A 17,340-nucleotide genomic window follows, 5' to 3' on the forward strand; every position below is an offset into this window, starting at 1 on the left:
CAAAAAAACTCAGACAACAAAACGTCATCTGAGTTTCATTTATTTCATGATTATTCTGACATTCCGTCTAAATCGTCACCAATCATATCACCAAGTGTAAAGCCTGTTGATTCTTCTTCTACTTCGTATGTTTCCTCAACGACTGGCTCTTCCTCTTCTTTTTCTTCCAATGCTTTAATACTTAAAGCAATGCGGTGCTCTTCTGGGCGTACATCCAATACTTTCACTTGGACTTCATCACCTTCTGTTAACACTTCATGAGGCGTTGCAATATGTTTATGTGAAATTTGCGAAATATGGACTAACCCTTCAACTCCAGGGAAGACTTCAACGAAAGCTCCAAAGGTTGTCAGACGTTTAACAACTCCGTCTAAAACAGTGTCAACGGCTGCTTTCTCTTCGATATCTGCCCAAGGTCCAGGTAATGTTTCTTTAATAGAAAGTGAGATACGCTCTTTTTCTGGATCAATTGAAAGAACTTTCACTTCTACTTCTTGTCCTGGTTCTAAGACATCTGATGGTTTTGCAACGTGTGCATGTGAAATTTCAGAAACGTGAACTAAGCCATCGATTCCTCCTAAATCAACAAACGCACCAAAGTCTGTTAAGCGCGCAACTTTCCCTGTCACAACTGCTCCTTCTTCAAGGTCAGCTAAAACTTTTTCTTTCATTTCAGCTTTTTCTTCTTGAACAACAGCTTTGTGAGATAAAATTAAACGGTTTTCTGATGGTTCAATTTCAATAATTTTGAAGGTCATTGTTTTGCCTTTATATTCAGAAAAATCAGAGACAAAATGATCTTCTACCATAGATGCCGGCACAAATCCGCGAACACCTACGTCGACGACTAAACCACCTTTGACAACATCTGTCACAGGGGCTTCGATAATTTTATTGTTTTTGAAATCTTCTTCGATTTCTTCCCAAACTTTTTTCGCTTCTAAGCGACGTTTAGACAATAAATAGTTACCATTTTCTTTATCTTTGCCGATAGCGGTAATGACTACCAAGTCTAAAACATCTCCAACGCTTACGACGTCGTTAATATCCTCAACTGGCATAGTAGATAACTCTTTCAAAGGAACAACGCCTTCTAATCCAGCTCCTACGATTCCAACAAGGGCTTGTTTATCTTCAAGTTGTAAAACTTCCCCTTGCACCACATCTCCAATTTTAACTTCTTGAACGCTATCTAGAGCATCCATCATGCTTGTCGTTTCCATTTCATTTTTTTCCATTTCTGACATAACTCGTGGCCTCCTTACCAACAAAAAGTTCTAATACCATTGTACCTTATCTAACGGACGATTTCTAGGATATACCCTTATTTATTGAAAAAAGTCGTGTTTTTGGATAATTTGCTCGATTTTTTCTACGACTTGTTCAATAGACAGTCCCGTTGTATCTAATTCTATCGCGTCTTCTGCTTTAACAAGCGGTGATACTTTGCGAGTGGTATCTTTGTAATCTCGCTCTTCAATTTCCTTTTTGATCTGCTCAAGCTCTACGGTCATCCCTTTAGCTTTGTTTTCTTCATATCGGCGCTGCGCACGTTCAGCGACACTGGCAATCAGAAAAATCTTAACAGGAGCGTTAGGTAAAACAATCGTCCCAATATCACGACCATCCATCACAATGTCACTTTGTGCAGCAATTTCTTGCTGTTGGCGTACTAACGCTTCTCGTACACCTGAGTGAGCAGATACTTCCGAAACATTTTGACTAACATTAGCTTCACGAATCTCATCGGTGACATCTTGATGATTAACGAGAACGCGCTGTCCGTCTGCCTCTTGTCGAAAACTAATCGTCATCTCGTCCAAAAGAGATACGAGCCGTTTTTCATCAGCTAACGAAACTTTATTCATAAGCGCCATATAAGTTAGCGCTCGATACATAGCTCCCGTGTCACAGTAAACATAACCGAGTTTTTTCGCCAGTATCTTAGCGACCGTACTTTTTCCAGCTGAGGCTGGTCCGTCAATAGCAATTTGCATCTTATTCTTCATGATTCTCTCCCTAATCCATCCTACATTTTAACCATAAGAAAAGTCGTCAATTGACGACTTTTTGCTTATTGTGTTCGTAATACTTGACCTGGTTGAAGCTCTGAGTCAGTACCTAATCCATTTAATTCAGCTAAATGTTTAGGGTCTATTCCATACTGTCTAGCGATGCTCCACAACCATTCCCCTTGCTGAACTGTGTGCGTTCCTGGTCCTCCAGCTTGCGGTTGTTCATTTTGTTGCGTTTGGTTTTGTTGATTATTTTGATTCTGTTGATTTTGTTGGTTATTTTGGTTTTGTTGGTTTTGTTGTTGCGCCGCTTCTTGTTCAGCTGCTTCTTGCTCAGCTTGTTGTGCTGCTTCCTGTTCAGCCTTTTCTCTTTCAGCTGCTTCTTGCTCAGCTTTTTCCTTTTCAGCCTTTTCTTTTGCCGCTTTCTCTTTCTCAGCTTTTTCTTTTTCAGCCTTTTCTTTCTCAGCTTTTTCTTTCTTAGAAGCCTCAGATTCTTTCTTTTCTACTTGTTCGACTTTAGCTGGCTCTTTCGGCGGTTCAGCGACATCTCCTTTGGTTGCAATAACAAATATATAGACTAAAATGGCAGCAATCGCAACTAATAACAGGACTAATATCGACATAAAGACGATATTTCCTTTATTACCTGTTCGTTTTTCGGAACGTGAACTATTCGTTTCATATTCCGTCTCATAAATCGGTTGTTCCCATGGTTGTTTTTCATCTGGTTGTTTACTCACGTCTGAATCCCCCTCTTTTTATACTCGCTTCTTATTTTACAATATTTTGACTTGAATAGCCAACGTTAAAAAGTTTTTTTAATACCGTCTGCCATTCTGTCGAATCATGACTTTCTACTTTTTCAGTTTCCGGTAAACGTGTTTGCCAAATGTCTGGCTGACAATTATCACAGCAATGCTCATTCTTGATGGGCGCTGGAAACATCCCACTTTCAAAATAATGATGAATACCCAGTCTGCGACAATTCGTCATCTCCAACCACCTACGCATGATAGTAGTTTGTCTTTCACGTTGTTGCAGTTTTTTCTCCCACATTTTTTCAAGTCGACTAAGCGACAGCCATCCTTGTTGGTAATGGTCATACCACGTTTTTTGTAAATCAGTAAAGGATTGGACGTCTTTTTGTGCACTTTCCATACGTGCTTTAAAATCACGATATTCTGCCAAACTCTCACTTGCTAAATGACGATGTATGTGCCAGTCAGATGGTTGATACAGTACAATGCTGTGAGCGAGTTTGCCATCTCTTCCCGCTCGACCAGACTCTTGCACAAGCGCTTCTAAACTACTAGGCAAATGAAAATGTATTACAAAACGAATATCCGACTTATCTATCCCCATACCAAAAGCACTCGTCGCACAGAGTATGCGCACGTCGCCTTTTAAAAACTGTTCTTGAATCAATCGCCGATCTTGATGAGATAAATCGCTATGATAAAAAGCACTTGATTGATGACGTTCATGACGCAACCAATCGCTAATACGCACGGCTTCTGCTTTGCTAGAAAAATATAAAATACCTTGTTGCAAAGTATGACGGTCTAAAAATGAATCTATAAAGTCTTCTTTTTCATTTTTAGTCGTGCATGTCACAACCGAGTAGGTAATATTAGGCCGGTCAACCGAATAGCGTATGACTTTTACCTCTTCGTTCAAAAATAATTTTTGTTCGATATCTTGTTGGACGGCAGCAGTGGCAGTAGCTGAAAGTGCTAGACATTTTTTAATAGTTAATTGTGCGACAATTTGAGGAATCTGCTCATACTCTGGACGAAAATCTAACCCCCATTCAGAAATACAGTGAGCCTCATCTACAACAAACAGACTAATCGAGCATCTCTGAAGGGCTTCGATAACAGCTGAGGTTGCCAAGCTTTCTGGACTGATGAACAAAAACTTTTGTTGAGAAAGAGAAGAAAGCAACGCTCGTTTTTCATTAAAATCTAACGAACTATTATAGGTAACTGCCGAAAAAATCCCTTTTTGTTTCAGCGACTGTACTTGGTCATCCATTAAGGCAATCAGAGGAGAAACGACGACCGTCAAACCGTCTAACAATAAAGTCGGTAACTGATAACATAACGATTTGCCCGTTCCCGTCGGCAATATTGCCAAGACATTCCGTTGTTCCATAACGGCTTCAATCGTTTCACGTTGGCCTTTTCGAAAGTCTTGATAGCCAAAATAGTGTGATAAAGCCGACTGTAAGTCTTTCATCGTCTTCCCTCCACTCTTATTTCATTGATTTGAAACAGCCGCATTTCATAAAATTCAATTTCAGGCAATACTGCTTGTACATCCTTAAATCGCCAATCTCTAATCATCGGATGTTGCTTCTCATATACTTTCAGCTTCGCAACTGTTTGCGGTGCTAGACTGAACCACGTTTGATAATGCTCGTCGTAAATTGCCCATTCAATCAAATGATCGACGACCGTACTATATTTTAAACGTCGTATTGTTTGAACGGCTTCTAGCGTTCCTTTTTCTTTTATCACCTCTACGGTTTCTAACATACTTTGATTGTATGGGTGATGTGTCAGCCCTTTTCTCAGACTTCTCATCATAGGAAGATGAACAATATCTTGCTCCAAGACTGATAATAAATGATGTTGATAGTTTTTCTCACACAAAAAGACCGCAAAAGCATCTGTCGTACTTTCCGTCAATAATTGATGACTCGTCCGTCCTATCTTCTCGTGACCTGACAGACGTTTTGTCCAATAAGTCGCTTCTTCTAATGGGAGTTTTGTTAATAGCGAAAACCACTCTTGATAAAACGCTTCAGCCAGCACATATCTGTCAGACGTTTGAACTTGCAACCAACTTCGTATAAAACGTTGTTTATCAACGCGTACCTCAATCGGTGTGTAGTCTTTTTCAACGTACGCTAAATGAGAAATCACTTGCGTGGCAAACAATAGTAAGTCTAAAAACTCATCGTCGATTTTTAAATAACGATGAGAGCAAATATTCTCATTAGGTAACGCACGTAACCTAGTTAATTCACGCTGACCTTTTAACGTCAACTGAACGGTCGTTTCATCTTGTAATAAAAACTCATTCGCAACAAGTCGCGCTAATACGTCATCATACACGTCGCGGTTTAAATTTGGGAGCAGGCCGAAATATCTCATTTGGTGATAAAAAAAAGCGTAGACTAAAACAGAGCCAGTACGTTTCCCTACGAGTACATGATACAACGTACTCACACGCACCTTGTATCCATGGTCGAAACACGTTAAAATAAAATGGTCAGTCGTCAGCAAAATTCTCACCTCGTTAGGAGTTTATCATCTATGTTATGTAAAATTATACCAGAAAAATGTATTGCATGCGGACTTTGTCAATTAAAAGCGCCTGACGTCTTTGATTATGATTTAGACGGTTTAGTCCTTTTTAAAGACAATCAGACGATGAAGGAACAAGTCATTCCCCCTGCATTACAAGAAAGTACGCTTGCCGCTTATCGTAAATGTCCGACACGCGCAATTGTAATTGACAAACAAGCATAAAAAAAGGAGCGTTTGTGTTCGCACATAAACGCTCCTTTTTTTCTCTTATTTTTTTATGATTTGATTTTCATTGCCAAACCCTTGCTTTAAAATGAGCCAAGGAATTAATTTTTTATAGACAAGAACGAATACCGTACTAACAATAATTCCTTTAATAACGTTGAAAGGTAAGACTCCGACGACTAAATATTTCATCGTGCTCATTCCTAAATCAAAGTTTAAGATTTTCATGTAAAGCGGTAAAATAAACGTATAGTTCGCTAGCATCATCAGAACAGTCATGGAAGTCGTCCCAGTGACAAGTCCCAATCCTAGTCTTGAAGTGTCTGCCTTTGAGCGATTAGTAATATAGTATATCGGTAAGACGTACGCTAAAGCTGCTAAAAAGCTCGCAAAATTACCGACGACTTGTGATAAGTCGCTTCCGGTTGCTAAAAGGTGCAAAATCGAACGTAGTCCTGCAATCGCAACCGCTGCTCCTGGTCCCAATAAGTATGCACCGATTAAAATCGGAATCTCACTAAAATCGACTTTCATAAAAGGAAATAGTGGGACAACCGGGAACGCAAAAAACATAATAACGAACGAAATAGACGCCAACATTGCTACTGTGACCATTTTTCTTGCACGATAATTCTTCATTTTTCTTCCTCCTGTGAAGAATTCATCTTCATGGAGCTTTGTTTGTCAACAATTAACCAAAATAAAAAGCTATTTTCTGTATAAGGGCAGAAAATAGCTAAAGTCTTAATTGGAATTGTTCACCAAATAAGCTCTATCCTCTTCCATCCAGACTTTACTGTCGGTATTGGAATTTCACCAATTCAGCCATCTTGTTGCCAAGATAGGTCGTGGACTATCACCACCGGTCGGGAATTACACCCTGCCCTGAAGACGAACCTTTTTAATTTTATGTTCATTTATTAGTATACCAAATTTCTCACAAGATGCAAGTCTTTGGCTTAACTAATCGGTAGCCTTTGCCACGCACTGTTGTAATCAGTTCGGCGTAGGCTGGCGAAACGCGACCAATCTGTTTACGCAACTGCGTAATCTGTGCATCGACGACGCGACCGTGGTCGGTCAGATGATACCCCCAGACTTCTTTTAATAATTGCTCACGCGTGCAAACTTCTTCTACATGGTCAATCAAAAAAGCGAGCAAGCGAAACTCTAAGGGTTTTAAATCAATTTGTTGTAAAAATAGCCAAGCGACCTGTCGCTCCTCATCTAGCCGCAATCCTTCAAAAAAACGATAACCATTAATACGAATGAAAGCTGGCGGAGCATAGTAGAGCGAGAGTAAGCGATGCACTCGATGAAGCAACTCTGCTTCGTGGAAAGGCTGACGCAATACTTCTTGCGCTCCCTCCTCAAACGCGCGAATTACCTGTCCATCATCTTCGAAACGTGAAAGGACGAAAACAGGTAATTGCGTTGTTGTGACCACCTTTTTAAGTGGTTGATAGGTAAAATGATTTTGCCAATTTAAATTCATTATTACTAAATGAGGTTTTACGAGCGCGAGTGTTTTCTCAAGTCTAGTTAAATCCGATAAAACAGTCATCTCGTAACCGTTCATCTCACAAAGTGTGCGAACTAAGCGAACGGTTCGTGGATTTTCTTCTAGCAACAAAATCCGATAGTTCATCCCTCTATCCCTCTTTTGAAAGATCTAATAGTTGACGCACTTCTTTTTGTGACAAGCTACGATATTGTCCAGGTTTTAATCCTTTCAATGTTAGATTGCCATACTGCTCACGCTTCAATTTCATCACTGGAAAGCCTACTTCTTTTAACATTTTTTTAACTTGATGATTACGACCTTCATGAATTGTTAAAGAAACAATCGCCGTATCTGCTTTTCGATCAGTAGATAATATTTCATAGCGTGCTGGCGCTGTCATGCGTCCATCAATTTTAACACCCTTTTTCAAAGGCGATAACATCGCATTGGTAGGGACGCCCTTTACTTTCGCGACATATACTTTATCTACTTCATGGCGAGGATGGTTTAATTGGTTGGTAAACTCACCGTCGTTAGTCAGTAAGATAAGGCCAGACGTATCATAATCCAAACGACCGACTGGGAAGATGCGTTCTGTTACACCTGGTAATAAGTCTACTACCGTTTCTCTTCCCTTATCATCGGTAACAGCTGATATATAGCCTCTAGGTTTATATAACATGAAATAGACGTGTTCTTCTTGTAAAACAGGTACACCATTTACTTCAATCGTGTCTTTCTTACTTACTTTTGTACCAAGTTCTGTTACTTTTTTGCCATTGACCTTTACTTTACCCTCTAATATTAGTTGCTCTGATTTTCGGCGTGAAGCCACACCGCTTTGAGCCATCACTTTTTGCAAACGTTCCACTTTTTATATTTCCCCTTCCATTAACCCTGTTTCTTCTTCGATTATTTCTTCGACTGACGATTGAAAAAATAAATCTTCTGTTGTCATTTCAGATAGTTCAGCTTCCATCTCACTGATTGACGGCAATTCACTCAGCTGTTCTAATCCAAAGTAATTCATGAAGTAATCCGTCACACCATATAAAATTGGACGACCCGGCCCTTCAACTCGACCCACTTCTTTTATCAAATGTCGCGTGACGAGATTTTGTAAAGCACCAGATGATTGCACGCCTCTAATTTCATCAATTTCAGCGCGTGTTACCGGCTGTTTGTAAGCAATAATTGCCAGTGTTTCTAAGCTAGCTTGCGATAATTTATTAGACATCGGCGACTGTGCGTATTTTTGTAACAATGGCGCATATTCCTTTTTAGTCACAAGCGTGAAGCGATGACCTGTTTCCATGATATAAAAACTCGAGTGCGTTTCCGATGTATAGCGTTCATTCATCTGTTCAATCATGCGATAGATGGTGGCCGTATTATCTTCACACAGATACGCCAGTTCGTCTAACGTTAACCCTTCATCCCCTACCACAAATAATAAACTTTCGATTTTACCTTGCAGTGTCATCGATTTCACTCCTTAATTCTGTTTCTTCATTCCCCGAGTGTTGAAATACATAGATTGGTTGAAACGCCTCTGATTGACGCACGACAATCTCTTTTGTTTTTATAAGTTCTAAAACCGCCATAAATGTCGTCACGATTTCAGGACGGGTAAACACGTCAAATAAATCATCAAAACGTACGGCTTCACTCGCAGAAGCTGTCTTTACTTTTTCTAAGACACGTGTCATCTGTTCTTCGATAGTCCTATTTTCACTTTGAACTGTCGTATGCCGTGGCAGACGTTTTTTCTGACGCTCAATCATATCATGAAACGCCAAAAATAAGTCTAATGTATTCACTTGATTTGGCTCTAATGGTGGGACTTCTTCTTTAAAGTCATCCAAGTTAGTCGGTGGACGAGAAAAATAATGTTGGCGTTCGGCTTCTTTTTCATGTAAGACAGTTGCCGCTACTTTGTACTTTTTATATTCTAATAATTGCTGAACAAGGGCTTCTCGTGGATCTTCCACTTCATAATCCATCTCTAAGTCATCATGTGTCACGTCTTCGATGGGCAATAACATTTGACTTTTAATCGACATCAACGTCGCGGCCATCACAATGTAATCACCCGCGACATCCAATTGTAAAATCGTCATCGTGTCAATATAATTCATATACTGAGTTGTAATCTCCGCAATGGGTATATCATAAATATCTATTTCTAATGTCTGAATCAAGTGAAGTAGCAAATCTAACGGCCCTTCAAACACATCCAGTTTCACTTTTAGCTCTTCACTCATACTTACCTCCAACAGCGTTTGTCAATCTCTTATTATAACATAGACGCCTAGCGACGTTTACTTTTTTATGCACGAGGAAAATATTGCTGATAGACTTCGCTCATGCGTTGTTTTGAAACGTGCGTATAAATTTGCGTCGTCGAAATATCCGCGTGACCTAAAAGTTCTTGCACGATTCTTAAATCCGCCCCATTTTCTAGTAAATGCGTAGCGAAACTATGACGAAGCATATGCGGGGTGACATTTTTTTGAATACCTGCTGTTAAAACATGCTGGTTTAAATTTTTCCAAATTCCTTGACGTGAAAAGCCTCCGCCACGATGATTTAAAAATAAGTAAGGCACACTTGAATCTTGAACTAGTTCAGGCCGTGCTTTTTCTAAGTATTGTTCAATCCAATAAATTGCATGATCACCTAGTGGAATAATGCGTTCTTTATCCCCTTTTCCGATAGTTTGGATTAACCCTAATTCTAGTCGTAAATCGTCTAATTTCAAATGCGTCAACTCGCTCACACGCAAACCTGACGCGTACATGACTTCTAAAATAGCACGGTCGCGCAACCCTAGAGCTGTGGTCGTATCGGGTGTTTGAATTAACGTTTCAATCTCTTCAAGCGTTAGTGTTTTAGGAAGCTGGACGCCTTTTTTAGGACGCTTAATGTGTTGCATAGGGTCATGGTCGATGATCCGTTCTTGACGGATATATTGATGAAATCGTTTCAACGTCGAAATCATTCTCGTAATAGTAGCGGCTGATTTGTTTGCTTCCGACATCCGCTGCAAAAACACTTTGACAACTGTTACATCAATATCCGACCAACTGTTTATCCCTTCTTCTTGCAGATACGCTACATATTGATTTAAATCACGTTGGTAGCTGATAATCGTATTTTGCGATAATCCACGTTCAATTTTACTATAATATAAGAAATCTTCTATTTCGCGCATCATAAAAACCCTCTCCTTTTTAACAAGTTTACAATAATCTGATTATGTATACAAGCAGCAAAATAAAAATCAGACCTTTTTATGAGGTCTGATTTTTTTAACTTAACGAGCTCGTTTAGGTGATTGACGTTGACATTGATGACAGACACCGTGAAATGTTAGACGATGGTCGGTAACCTGAAAACGAAAGCGTCGTTCGACGACCTTCTCCACATCAATCAACAAATCCTCTTCTATTTCTTCTATGTCACCACATTCTAAACATAACAAGTGATGATGAAAATGTTTAGCGCCTTCTTTTCTCATATCATAGCGTGATAAACCATCATTGAAACTGATTTTATCAATAATCTTCAATTCTGTTAACATCTCTAACGTACGATAGACTGTTGCTAACCCAATATCTGGGCTCTTTTGTTTGACTAACATATAGATTTCTTCTGCTGACAAGTGATCTTTTTCGTTCTCTAGTAAAACTAAAACCGTTGCTTCACGTTGAGGAGTCAATTTATAGCCACCTTCGTGTAATTGTTTCCGAATATTTTTTAATGTCGAAGTTGTGGCATCCATGTTCATTCTCCTTTTCTCATTCTCAATTAGAATTATTAACGTTTCACCAAATTAAACTCATTATAATCTAAATCCACTGCTTAATCAAGCGATTCTCAATTAGATTTACTGTGAAACATTCTCATGTGTGCGCACGCTGCGAATCAAACTGACCATCCCTAAAAATGCTAAGATTGTTCCGAATATTAATAACGCTGTGACATCGCGCCATTCTAAGATATAGCCACCAACAAAGCTCCCAATCACGTTCCCTAGAGTGACACAGGCCATCATATACGTTTGCCCTTTCACGCGGTCTAGTGCCGACATATTTTGATTGACATAGTGAGCATAGGCTGGTGTTAAAATAGCAAACGATAACCCTTGTAAAAGTTGTGCGGGTACAATAGCTAAAAGTTGACTGGCAAATAAATAAATCAAACTACGAATGAAGAAAAAGACGACTGAAAACTGAATCAGTTTTTCAACCGAGACTTTTTTCTCTAAACGTTGAAAACCAAACATAACAGGAATTTCGCAAAATGCTGCGACAGCAATCGCCGTTCCCACTGCTGATGTTCCGCCACCTAAACGATGTAATATCTGTGGCAAGTAGACGTTAACAATTGTATGAAAAGAAAAAATAAAGGTCATTCCCAACATGAACAATGCCAGATTAGGATACTTTTTAAAAAGCGATGTTGCTTGAGATGAGTCGTTCATCTTTTCTTCATGAGTTGCAGTTTTCAAGGCTTGTTCAGCTAACTCTTCATGATGCCTTTCATCCTTTACAACAGGCAGGCGCCATAGTAACACCCAAAGTAACGCCATGCTTAATGTCGATAAGTTTGGAAGCCACTGTGTCGAATGTGTGGCTAACCATTGCCCTAAAATCAAAGAGGTCGTCGCAAATACTAGTGAACCAATTCCTCTAGAAAACGAAAAAGACATTGGCGTTCCCAAGTTAATGTACTCATAGATTAATGATGTCACTAATGGTTGTAAATTTAATAAAAAGATTAAGGATAAACAATATAAGAAAGATAAAAGTCCGTCTGAAAAAGTAAACCGTGCGAGTAAAAAGCTCGTGACTGTAATCAATGCCACAAAAAACATCATGAGTTTACGAACGGTCAGTCCTTTAACGCTATCTAAAATACGCCCTGTTGAAAATTGAATCACGACCGACGAAAGACTAGCTAACGAGATAATCATCCCTATATGACCATCTGAAAAATCTTTAGATAACAAGTAAACCGTTGCATAACCAGAAATAAAACAAAATGAAATCCAATATATCGCTTGTGTGACATGCAAATGCAAACGCGTTTGCATAGACGTAATGTCTGTCATTCTCTCTTCCCCCAATATCATGAGAAAAAGGAAGCCGAAGCAATCGTCTTCCTTTGTAAATTATTTTTTAATTAAATACGTTTTTCCGTTCTCTTGCTTAATTTTCCCTTGCTTCATTAACGATCCTAAAGCACGTTTAAATTGTCCTTTGCTAATCGCAAACATTTGCTTAATCTCTTCAGGTGTCGATTTGTCTGAATAGGGAATCACGCCATCTCTTGATTGTTCCAAGAAGGTTAAAATCATCATCGCGTCATCACTGATAACTTCGTGAGCGCGCGGTTTTAACGATAAGTTTAACATGCCATCTGGACGCACTCCAATAACACGTGCTTTAACCTCTTCACCTAAACGCGGTTCTTGTTCACGCTCATCTGGATGAATAAAACCAAGATGATAATCTTCTGTTAAGACAAACGTACCGACCAGTTTTGTCCGATAAACGATCGCCAAAACATCTTTATTATGCATATCCTCTGTTGCCACTCGGCTCAAACTGTGAATGTACTCGTCCTCAGCTAAACTTGCCCACATACGATTTTTATCATCGACACGCAAGGTCACACAAAGTTTATCCCCTTTTTTAGGCCATAGTTCACGCATTTCAGATAGTTCATCTAAAGATAACGCCATCTCCTTGTCCGGTAATCCAATATCAACAAAAGCACCTAAATCACGACGTGTTGCCACCACTTCACCAAAAGCATATTGTCCTTGACGAATAGCTGGTATTTCCGTTGTCATACGATAGTCCCCTTGTTGGTTAACATATCCAAACCCTTCAACCGCTTCGCCTAATTCATGTTCCCCTTCGCTTTTATCTAAGCGAAAAGTAATCCCTTGTTTTTGAATAAAATAAGAGTGTTCATTTTCATCGGTCACTAGACCTGTAAATGTTGTCCCTAAAAGTTCTTTCATAATTTCCTCAGTCCATTCCTTAAAGTAGCTATTATTATAACATATCCTACCGATTAGGACACGAAGAATCGTAAAAGCGCCATACTTATCATCCCAACAAGCACGGTCCACATTAAGTTTTTCGTTAAAATACTAACTAACAATGTCGGTATCGTTGCTATGAGTTTTAAACTATCAACCGTCAAACGTCCGACATCATTTAAACTAATAAATGACTGCGTTAATAAAGCGACTAAAATAGCAATAGGTAAAAAAGACAAGAATTTTTGGCTCTTAGGTGAAAAACTCATTTTTGAAGAAAGTAAAAACGGTAGCACACGTGGTACCCAAGTCACAAGTGCTGCCAATATGATTAAAATAACTATTTCAATTCTTAGACTCATCGACTTGCACCCCCATAAAACATCCTATCAATGTCGCAACGATGACACTCATTTCAGCTGATAACAACCACTGACTGACGATAAACGTCACCACCACACTTATTATAACGATGATAGTTGCCCGACGTTTAACTCGCATAAAAGACTCCGCTTGCAATGTAACCAATCCGATAAACATCGCTGTAATCGCAAAATCTAACCCAAAAATTTCAGGATTGGGAATGACCGATCCTAACAAAGCACCTATCGCTGTTGAAACCACCCACGTAATATACGCCATAATATTTAATCCATGTACCCATGCTGTATTAATAGCTTCTTTATTTTGAATAGCTGTCATCAAGACGCCATAAGATTCATCCGTTAACAAACTGCCAATTCCCACGCGATGCGCGAGTGTTGCTTCTTTAAAATGAAAAGATACGGAAAGACTCATTAATAAATGACGGAAATTTACAAGAAAAGTCGCTAGCACCATACTTGATAGTGACGCTCCCGACAAGAGTAACCCACTAATAACAAACTGAGAGCTACCCCCATATATTAATAATGACATCAGCGTTACCTCTAGTACGCTTAAGCCTGCTCCTTTGCCAACAATTCCAGCAGCTAAGCCAATCCCAACATAGCCAAGAACAGTTGGCAAGCAAGCCTTGACACCATCTTCAAAAGTATACGATTGGGTAATTTTCTGCATTTTCTCGTCACTCCTTCATGAAAAAAATCTCACTAATTTATAGTGAGATTTTAATTTTATCATATTTTGAATGATTATAGTACTGCTAAAATGACGAAGTTTAAAATGAATAGGCCAGTGACAATCCATAAAATAGGACTGATTTCTTTCGCTTTCCCTTTTACAACTTTCAATAAAACATAGAAGATAAATCCAACAGCAATTCCGTAAGAAATACTAAAAGATAAGCCCATAAAAATAGAAGCAAAAAACGCTGGAACCGCTTCTTCTAATGATGACCAGTTGATTTCTTTAAATGAAGCTAACATCATGACACCTACAACAATTAGAGCAGGCGCGGTTGCTTGAGGCGGTACTACACCAATAATCGGTGCAAATAAACTACTTAATAAAAATAGAATTGCTACAACAACAGATGTTAGACCAGTACGTCCACCTGCACCAATACCCGCTGCACTTTCAACGAAAGTCGTCGTATTAGACGTTCCAAAAACAGCTCCGATACTTGTCGCAATCGCATCAGCGAACAATGCACGGTCCATCTTAGAATTAAGTCCTTTACTGTCTTCCAGTGCTTCTTCATCCTCTTGACTAAAAATACCAGTGCGTCGACCTGTTCCAATAAATGTTCCAATCGTATCAAATGTGTCCGATAAACTAAATGCCAAAATCGTCATTAATACTTGTGGAATTTTAGCTTTGTCAGTAAATAGACTTGGCAATCCTTCTGCACCAAATGCTGCACCAAATGTTGTTTTTAATTCTTTAATCGAACTACTTAAAGAATTTGATTCAAAATCAATCGCTGAAACGTCTACGACATTCATCATCATCCCTACAAGAGTCGTCCCGATAATCCCAATTAAAATCGCACCTTTGACATCTAATACGACTAATACAATTGTAAGTAATAAGCCGATCACCGCTAAAATAACTTCTGGATGATTAAAAGTCGTTAAACTTGGCACGATACCACCATTCATAAAAACATTTGTTACTTCACCGTCTTCAACGACAGCATGTGTAATGGCACCTTGATCCGCTGAAAAACTTAATAAGTTGGCACTTTTTAAACCTGCATAGGCAACAAAAATCCCGATACCGCCACCGATTGCATGTTGTAAACTCTCTGGAATTGCTCGAATAATCAATTTTCTTATACGAGTAACTGTAATAATAATATTAATAATTCCACATAAAAATACCATGCCTAAAGCTTGTTGCCACGTATATCCTAATCCGATAACTACCGTAAAAGTAAAGAACGCGTTGAGTCCCATACCCGGTGCTTGAGCATACGGCACATTAGCGAACAACCCCATAATCAATGTACCAATCGCTGCCGCTATAATCGTCGCAAGAAACACCGCCTGAAACGGCATGCCTGAGATAGCCAGAATTGACGGGTTAACGAATAAAATATAACTCATCGCAAAGAAGGTCGTAAAACCTGCCATTACCTCTGTCCCTATTGTCGTACCATTTTCCTTTAGCTTAAAAAACTTTTCCATGTTAGACTTTTCTCCTTTTGTGCTATGACGCACATTTTTGATTAATCTTTACATTTACACTATAAGACTAAGTTTTTAATCAAGCAAGCTTTTTCTTCACTTTAAATCATTTTTTAATGTTATTGTTCGTATTTCAATCGTTTTCACTTATTTTTATAAGGTGTATCAATAAAATGGAGATAAAAAGTTAATATTTTAAAGGTTAATCTCTAATCAAAATAATCTACTCTCATTGTTAAATAATGAACGTTTAAACTTGACAGTCTGTGAACGTTTGTATAAGATTATCACAACAATATAAATGGAGGGATTCATCTCATGTCCAATAGTTCTGTCAAACGCTTAACGTTCTCGGCCATCTTAGTCGCTCTAGGGATTTTAATTCCAATGGTTATGCCTGTCAAAGTGGTTATTGGTCCAGCATCCTTTACACTAGCGAGTCATGTTCCGACTTTTCTAGCCATGTTCATTTCGCCCCAAGTCGCTGTCATCGTCGCTTTAGGGACTGCCTTTGGTTTCTTTTTAACCACGCCCGTGATTATCGCGTTTCGTGCTCTTTCTCATGTGATTTTCGCCTATCTAGGTGCTGTTTACTTGCAGAAACATCCTAATATCGTAATGAACCGCAAGCAATTTTTTATGTTTAATGCTGTTATCGGTGTGATTCATGCTGTTGTGGAGTTAGCTGTCGTCAGTGTATTCTTCTTTGCAGGTAATATGAGTGCCGCAACCTATGAACACAGTTTTCTATATGTTGTAGTCGGTTTAATCGGAGTCGGTGGATTTATTCATAGTATGATTGATTACAGTATCGCATTTTATTTAGGAAAAACACTTAGCAAACAGTTCGATTTCCCTGTTTTTACGCAAGCAAAATCTAAAGAAAAAGAATTATCTTCTATCACATTTTAATCAAGTTTGAACTCTTTCAATAGTAACAATATATTTTAAAGGCCTGATGAATTTTTTAATTCAACAGGCCTTTTTATTTTTTATGTTTCATCAAAAGAGTTATTTACGATAGGTTCTCATGTCTTCACTCGTTTCTTGTCAAAATAATTCTTACTGATTGAATAGAATCTTATTTTATTCGGTATATTGCAGCATTATTTAGGTTTCTTTTGATTTTATCATTTATTTTAACAACTTCTACCTCTTTAAAATCAGGATGATGACCAACAACTTTAGCAAAATTCTTCCCAATCTTTGCCCTTATAATACTAGGTCGACCAGAGTAAGTCATTTCGATTTCACTAAATGTTTTAGACGCTCTAAGTAAATCAAATTCTTCTCCTGTTTTTTTCGACTCAATAAAATCCTTAATCTCTTGAAATATTATTGAATTTAATTCTGTTTCTGACAAAGATGTTTCTGGAACCAATCCATAGTGTCTTTTTAAAAGATCATTTACAAGCATGCTCATCGTAACGCCATATCGTTTTGCATCTTTATCTAATGCTTTTAAAAGATCCTTATCCGGATAAAACTGTACTCTACTCATAGCGCTCTCCTTCTCTTCACGACTTTTAGTGGTGGTGTTTACCACTAAAACTTAGTATAACAACTTTTTAGTAGTAGAGTCAACCACTATATTATTAACATTCTTCTATTACCCTTAAATAAAAAGGTGAATGAAACGACTTCGTTCCATTCACCT

The 17,340-nt window shown here is 38.5% G+C and carries 20 protein-coding genes and 1 riboswitch; of the genes, 2 read left to right on the forward strand and 18 right to left on the reverse strand.

The features are described 5' to 3' along the window. Positions 1-50: 50 nt before the first annotated feature. The 5 genes from rpsA to CBF33_RS02540 form a co-directional block, all read right to left on the reverse strand. Positions 51-1,247 carry a 30S ribosomal protein S1 gene (gene rpsA / locus CBF33_RS02520; RefSeq protein WP_023605537.1) on the reverse strand — a complete coding sequence of 399 codons (1,197 nt, stop codon included), beginning with the start codon at positions 1,245-1,247 and terminating at the stop codon, positions 51-53. Between the two features lie 81 nt (positions 1,248-1,328). Then, positions 1,329-2,009, reverse strand: coding sequence for a (d)CMP kinase (cmk, locus tag CBF33_RS02525; RefSeq protein ID WP_202585703.1), 681 nt, complete (start codon positions 2,007-2,009; stop codon positions 1,329-1,331). 65 nt (positions 2,010-2,074) lie between these two features. Then, positions 2,075-2,755 (reverse strand): LysM peptidoglycan-binding domain-containing protein, encoded by a 681-nt coding sequence (locus tag CBF33_RS02530; protein ID WP_126761300.1) that lies wholly within the window; start codon positions 2,753-2,755, stop codon positions 2,075-2,077. A gap of 31 nt (positions 2,756-2,786) precedes the next feature. Then, positions 2,787-4,253 (reverse strand): RecQ family ATP-dependent DNA helicase, encoded by a 1,467-nt coding sequence (locus CBF33_RS02535; protein WP_126761303.1) that lies wholly within the window; start codon positions 4,251-4,253, stop codon positions 2,787-2,789. Next, complete coding sequence (locus tag CBF33_RS02540; RefSeq protein WP_126761305.1) at positions 4,250-5,305, reverse strand: helix-turn-helix domain-containing protein; 1,056 nt, start codon at positions 5,303-5,305, stop codon at positions 4,250-4,252. The genes CBF33_RS02535 and CBF33_RS02540 overlap by 4 nt, the downstream gene beginning before the upstream one ends. A 30-nt stretch (positions 5,306-5,335) precedes the next feature. Here CBF33_RS02540 and CBF33_RS02545 point away from each other — a divergent pair, with 30 nt between their 5' ends. Further along, entirely contained in the window at positions 5,336-5,551 is a 216-nt protein-coding gene (locus tag CBF33_RS02545) for a ferredoxin (protein WP_126761307.1), read from the forward strand. Positions 5,552-5,596: 45 nt separating this feature from the next. Here CBF33_RS02545 and CBF33_RS02550 read toward each other — a convergent pair whose 3' ends face one another. The 12 genes from CBF33_RS02550 to CBF33_RS02605 form a co-directional block, all read right to left on the reverse strand. Next, positions 5,597-6,193, reverse strand: a complete 597-nt coding sequence (locus CBF33_RS02550) for an ECF transporter S component (RefSeq protein ID WP_023605543.1) — start codon at positions 6,191-6,193, stop codon at positions 5,597-5,599. 131 nt (positions 6,194-6,324) lie between these two features. Further along, positions 6,325-6,451: riboswitch (FMN riboswitch) on the reverse strand. Between the two features lie 40 nt (positions 6,452-6,491). After that, positions 6,492-7,202: a response regulator transcription factor gene (locus tag CBF33_RS02555; RefSeq protein ID WP_023605544.1), complete on the reverse strand. Its 711-nt coding sequence runs from the start codon at positions 7,200-7,202 to the stop codon at positions 6,492-6,494. Positions 7,203-7,206: 4 nt separating this feature from the next. Continuing rightward, positions 7,207-7,929, reverse strand: a complete 723-nt coding sequence (locus tag CBF33_RS02560; RefSeq protein ID WP_023605545.1) for a pseudouridine synthase — start codon at positions 7,927-7,929, stop codon at positions 7,207-7,209. A gap of 3 nt (positions 7,930-7,932) precedes the next feature. Further along, positions 7,933-8,541 (reverse strand): SMC-Scp complex subunit ScpB, encoded by a 609-nt coding sequence (gene scpB, locus CBF33_RS02565; RefSeq protein WP_126761309.1) that lies wholly within the window; start codon positions 8,539-8,541, stop codon positions 7,933-7,935. Beyond that, positions 8,525-9,322 carry a segregation/condensation protein A gene (locus tag CBF33_RS02570; RefSeq protein ID WP_126761311.1) on the reverse strand — a complete coding sequence of 266 codons (798 nt, stop codon included), beginning with the start codon at positions 9,320-9,322 and terminating at the stop codon, positions 8,525-8,527. Before CBF33_RS02570 ends, scpB begins: the two co-directional genes overlap by 17 nt. A 65-nt stretch (positions 9,323-9,387) precedes the next feature. Next, positions 9,388-10,275, reverse strand: a complete 888-nt coding sequence (xerD, locus tag CBF33_RS02575; protein WP_126761313.1) for a site-specific tyrosine recombinase XerD — start codon at positions 10,273-10,275, stop codon at positions 9,388-9,390. A 99-nt stretch (positions 10,276-10,374) separates the two neighbouring features. Further along, positions 10,375-10,842: a ferric iron uptake transcriptional regulator gene (gene fur / locus CBF33_RS02580; RefSeq protein ID WP_126761315.1), complete on the reverse strand. Its 468-nt coding sequence runs from the start codon at positions 10,840-10,842 to the stop codon at positions 10,375-10,377. A gap of 105 nt (positions 10,843-10,947) precedes the next feature. Next, a complete protein-coding gene (locus CBF33_RS02585; RefSeq protein WP_170167730.1) occupies positions 10,948-12,174 on the reverse strand; it encodes an MFS transporter in 1,227 nt (408 codons plus the stop codon). Positions 12,175-12,234: 60 nt separating this feature from the next. Beyond that, on the reverse strand, positions 12,235-13,092 hold the full coding sequence (locus CBF33_RS02590; protein WP_023605551.1) for a CvfB family protein: 858 nt from the start codon (positions 13,090-13,092) through the stop codon (positions 12,235-12,237). Between the two features lie 53 nt (positions 13,093-13,145). Next, entirely contained in the window at positions 13,146-13,475 is a 330-nt protein-coding gene (locus CBF33_RS02595) for an AzlD domain-containing protein (RefSeq protein ID WP_126761319.1), read from the reverse strand. Next, positions 13,459-14,172, reverse strand: coding sequence for an AzlC family ABC transporter permease (locus tag CBF33_RS02600; protein ID WP_126761321.1), 714 nt, complete (start codon positions 14,170-14,172; stop codon positions 13,459-13,461). Before CBF33_RS02600 ends, CBF33_RS02595 begins: the two co-directional genes overlap by 17 nt. Positions 14,173-14,246: 74 nt before the next feature. Further along, positions 14,247-15,683 carry an NCS2 family permease gene (locus CBF33_RS02605; RefSeq protein WP_126761324.1) on the reverse strand — a complete coding sequence of 479 codons (1,437 nt, stop codon included), beginning with the start codon at positions 15,681-15,683 and terminating at the stop codon, positions 14,247-14,249. 318 nt (positions 15,684-16,001) lie between these two features. Between CBF33_RS02605 and CBF33_RS02610 the strand changes: the two genes are divergently transcribed. Further along, positions 16,002-16,595: a hypothetical protein gene (locus CBF33_RS02610; RefSeq protein ID WP_023605555.1), complete on the forward strand. Its 594-nt coding sequence runs from the start codon at positions 16,002-16,004 to the stop codon at positions 16,593-16,595. Between the two features lie 169 nt (positions 16,596-16,764). Here the strand turns inward: CBF33_RS02610 and CBF33_RS02615 are convergent, their stop codons facing one another. Next, the gene (locus tag CBF33_RS02615) at positions 16,765-17,184 is read right to left on the reverse strand and encodes a hypothetical protein (RefSeq protein WP_126761326.1); all 420 of its coding nucleotides are present in this window, start codon (positions 17,182-17,184) and stop codon (positions 16,765-16,767) included. Between the last annotated feature and the right edge of the window lie 156 nt (positions 17,185-17,340).

Origin of the sequence: Vagococcus lutrae (genome assembly GCF_003987555.1) — a bacterium.
GTDB classification, from domain to species: domain Bacteria; phylum Bacillota; class Bacilli; order Lactobacillales; family Vagococcaceae; genus Vagococcus_A; species Vagococcus_A lutrae.

What these genes read in the sequence shown, in the direction of transcription:
- rpsA (WP_023605537.1), bottom strand. Translation starts at nt 1,247, where the DNA reads ATGTCAGAAATGGAAAAAAATGAAATGGAAACGACAAGCATGATGGAT.
- cmk (WP_202585703.1), bottom strand. Translation starts at nt 2,009, where the DNA reads ATGAAGAATAAGATGCAAATTGCTATTGACGGACCAGCCTCAGCTGGA.
- CBF33_RS02535 (WP_126761303.1), bottom strand. Translation starts at nt 4,253, where the DNA reads ATGAAAGACTTACAGTCGGCTTTATCACACTATTTTGGCTATCAAGAC.
- CBF33_RS02545 (WP_126761307.1), top strand. Translation starts at nt 5,336, where the DNA reads ATGTTATGTAAAATTATACCAGAAAAATGTATTGCATGCGGACTTTGT.
- CBF33_RS02550 (WP_023605543.1), bottom strand. Translation starts at nt 6,193, where the DNA reads ATGAAGAATTATCGTGCAAGAAAAATGGTCACAGTAGCAATGTTGGCG.
- CBF33_RS02555 (WP_023605544.1), bottom strand. Translation starts at nt 7,202, where the DNA reads ATGAACTATCGGATTTTGTTGCTAGAAGAAAATCCACGAACCGTTCGC.
- scpB (WP_126761309.1), bottom strand. Translation starts at nt 8,541, where the DNA reads ATGACACTGCAAGGTAAAATCGAAAGTTTATTATTTGTGGTAGGGGAT.
- CBF33_RS02570 (WP_126761311.1), bottom strand. Translation starts at nt 9,322, where the DNA reads ATGAGTGAAGAGCTAAAAGTGAAACTGGATGTGTTTGAAGGGCCGTTA.
- xerD (WP_126761313.1), bottom strand. Translation starts at nt 10,275, where the DNA reads ATGATGCGCGAAATAGAAGATTTCTTATATTATAGTAAAATTGAACGT.
- fur (WP_126761315.1), bottom strand. Translation starts at nt 10,842, where the DNA reads ATGGATGCCACAACTTCGACATTAAAAAATATTCGGAAACAATTACAC.
- CBF33_RS02585 (WP_170167730.1), bottom strand. Translation starts at nt 12,174, where the DNA reads ATGACAGACATTACGTCTATGCAAACGCGTTTGCATTTGCATGTCACA.
- CBF33_RS02590 (WP_023605551.1), bottom strand. Translation starts at nt 13,092, where the DNA reads ATGAAAGAACTTTTAGGGACAACATTTACAGGTCTAGTGACCGATGAA.
- CBF33_RS02595 (WP_126761319.1), bottom strand. Translation starts at nt 13,475, where the DNA reads ATGAGTCTAAGAATTGAAATAGTTATTTTAATCATATTGGCAGCACTT.
- CBF33_RS02600 (WP_126761321.1), bottom strand. Translation starts at nt 14,172, where the DNA reads ATGCAGAAAATTACCCAATCGTATACTTTTGAAGATGGTGTCAAGGCT.
- CBF33_RS02605 (WP_126761324.1), bottom strand. Translation starts at nt 15,683, where the DNA reads ATGGAAAAGTTTTTTAAGCTAAAGGAAAATGGTACGACAATAGGGACA.
- CBF33_RS02610 (WP_023605555.1), top strand. Translation starts at nt 16,002, where the DNA reads ATGTCCAATAGTTCTGTCAAACGCTTAACGTTCTCGGCCATCTTAGTC.
- CBF33_RS02615 (WP_126761326.1), bottom strand. Translation starts at nt 17,184, where the DNA reads ATGAGTAGAGTACAGTTTTATCCGGATAAGGATCTTTTAAAAGCATTA.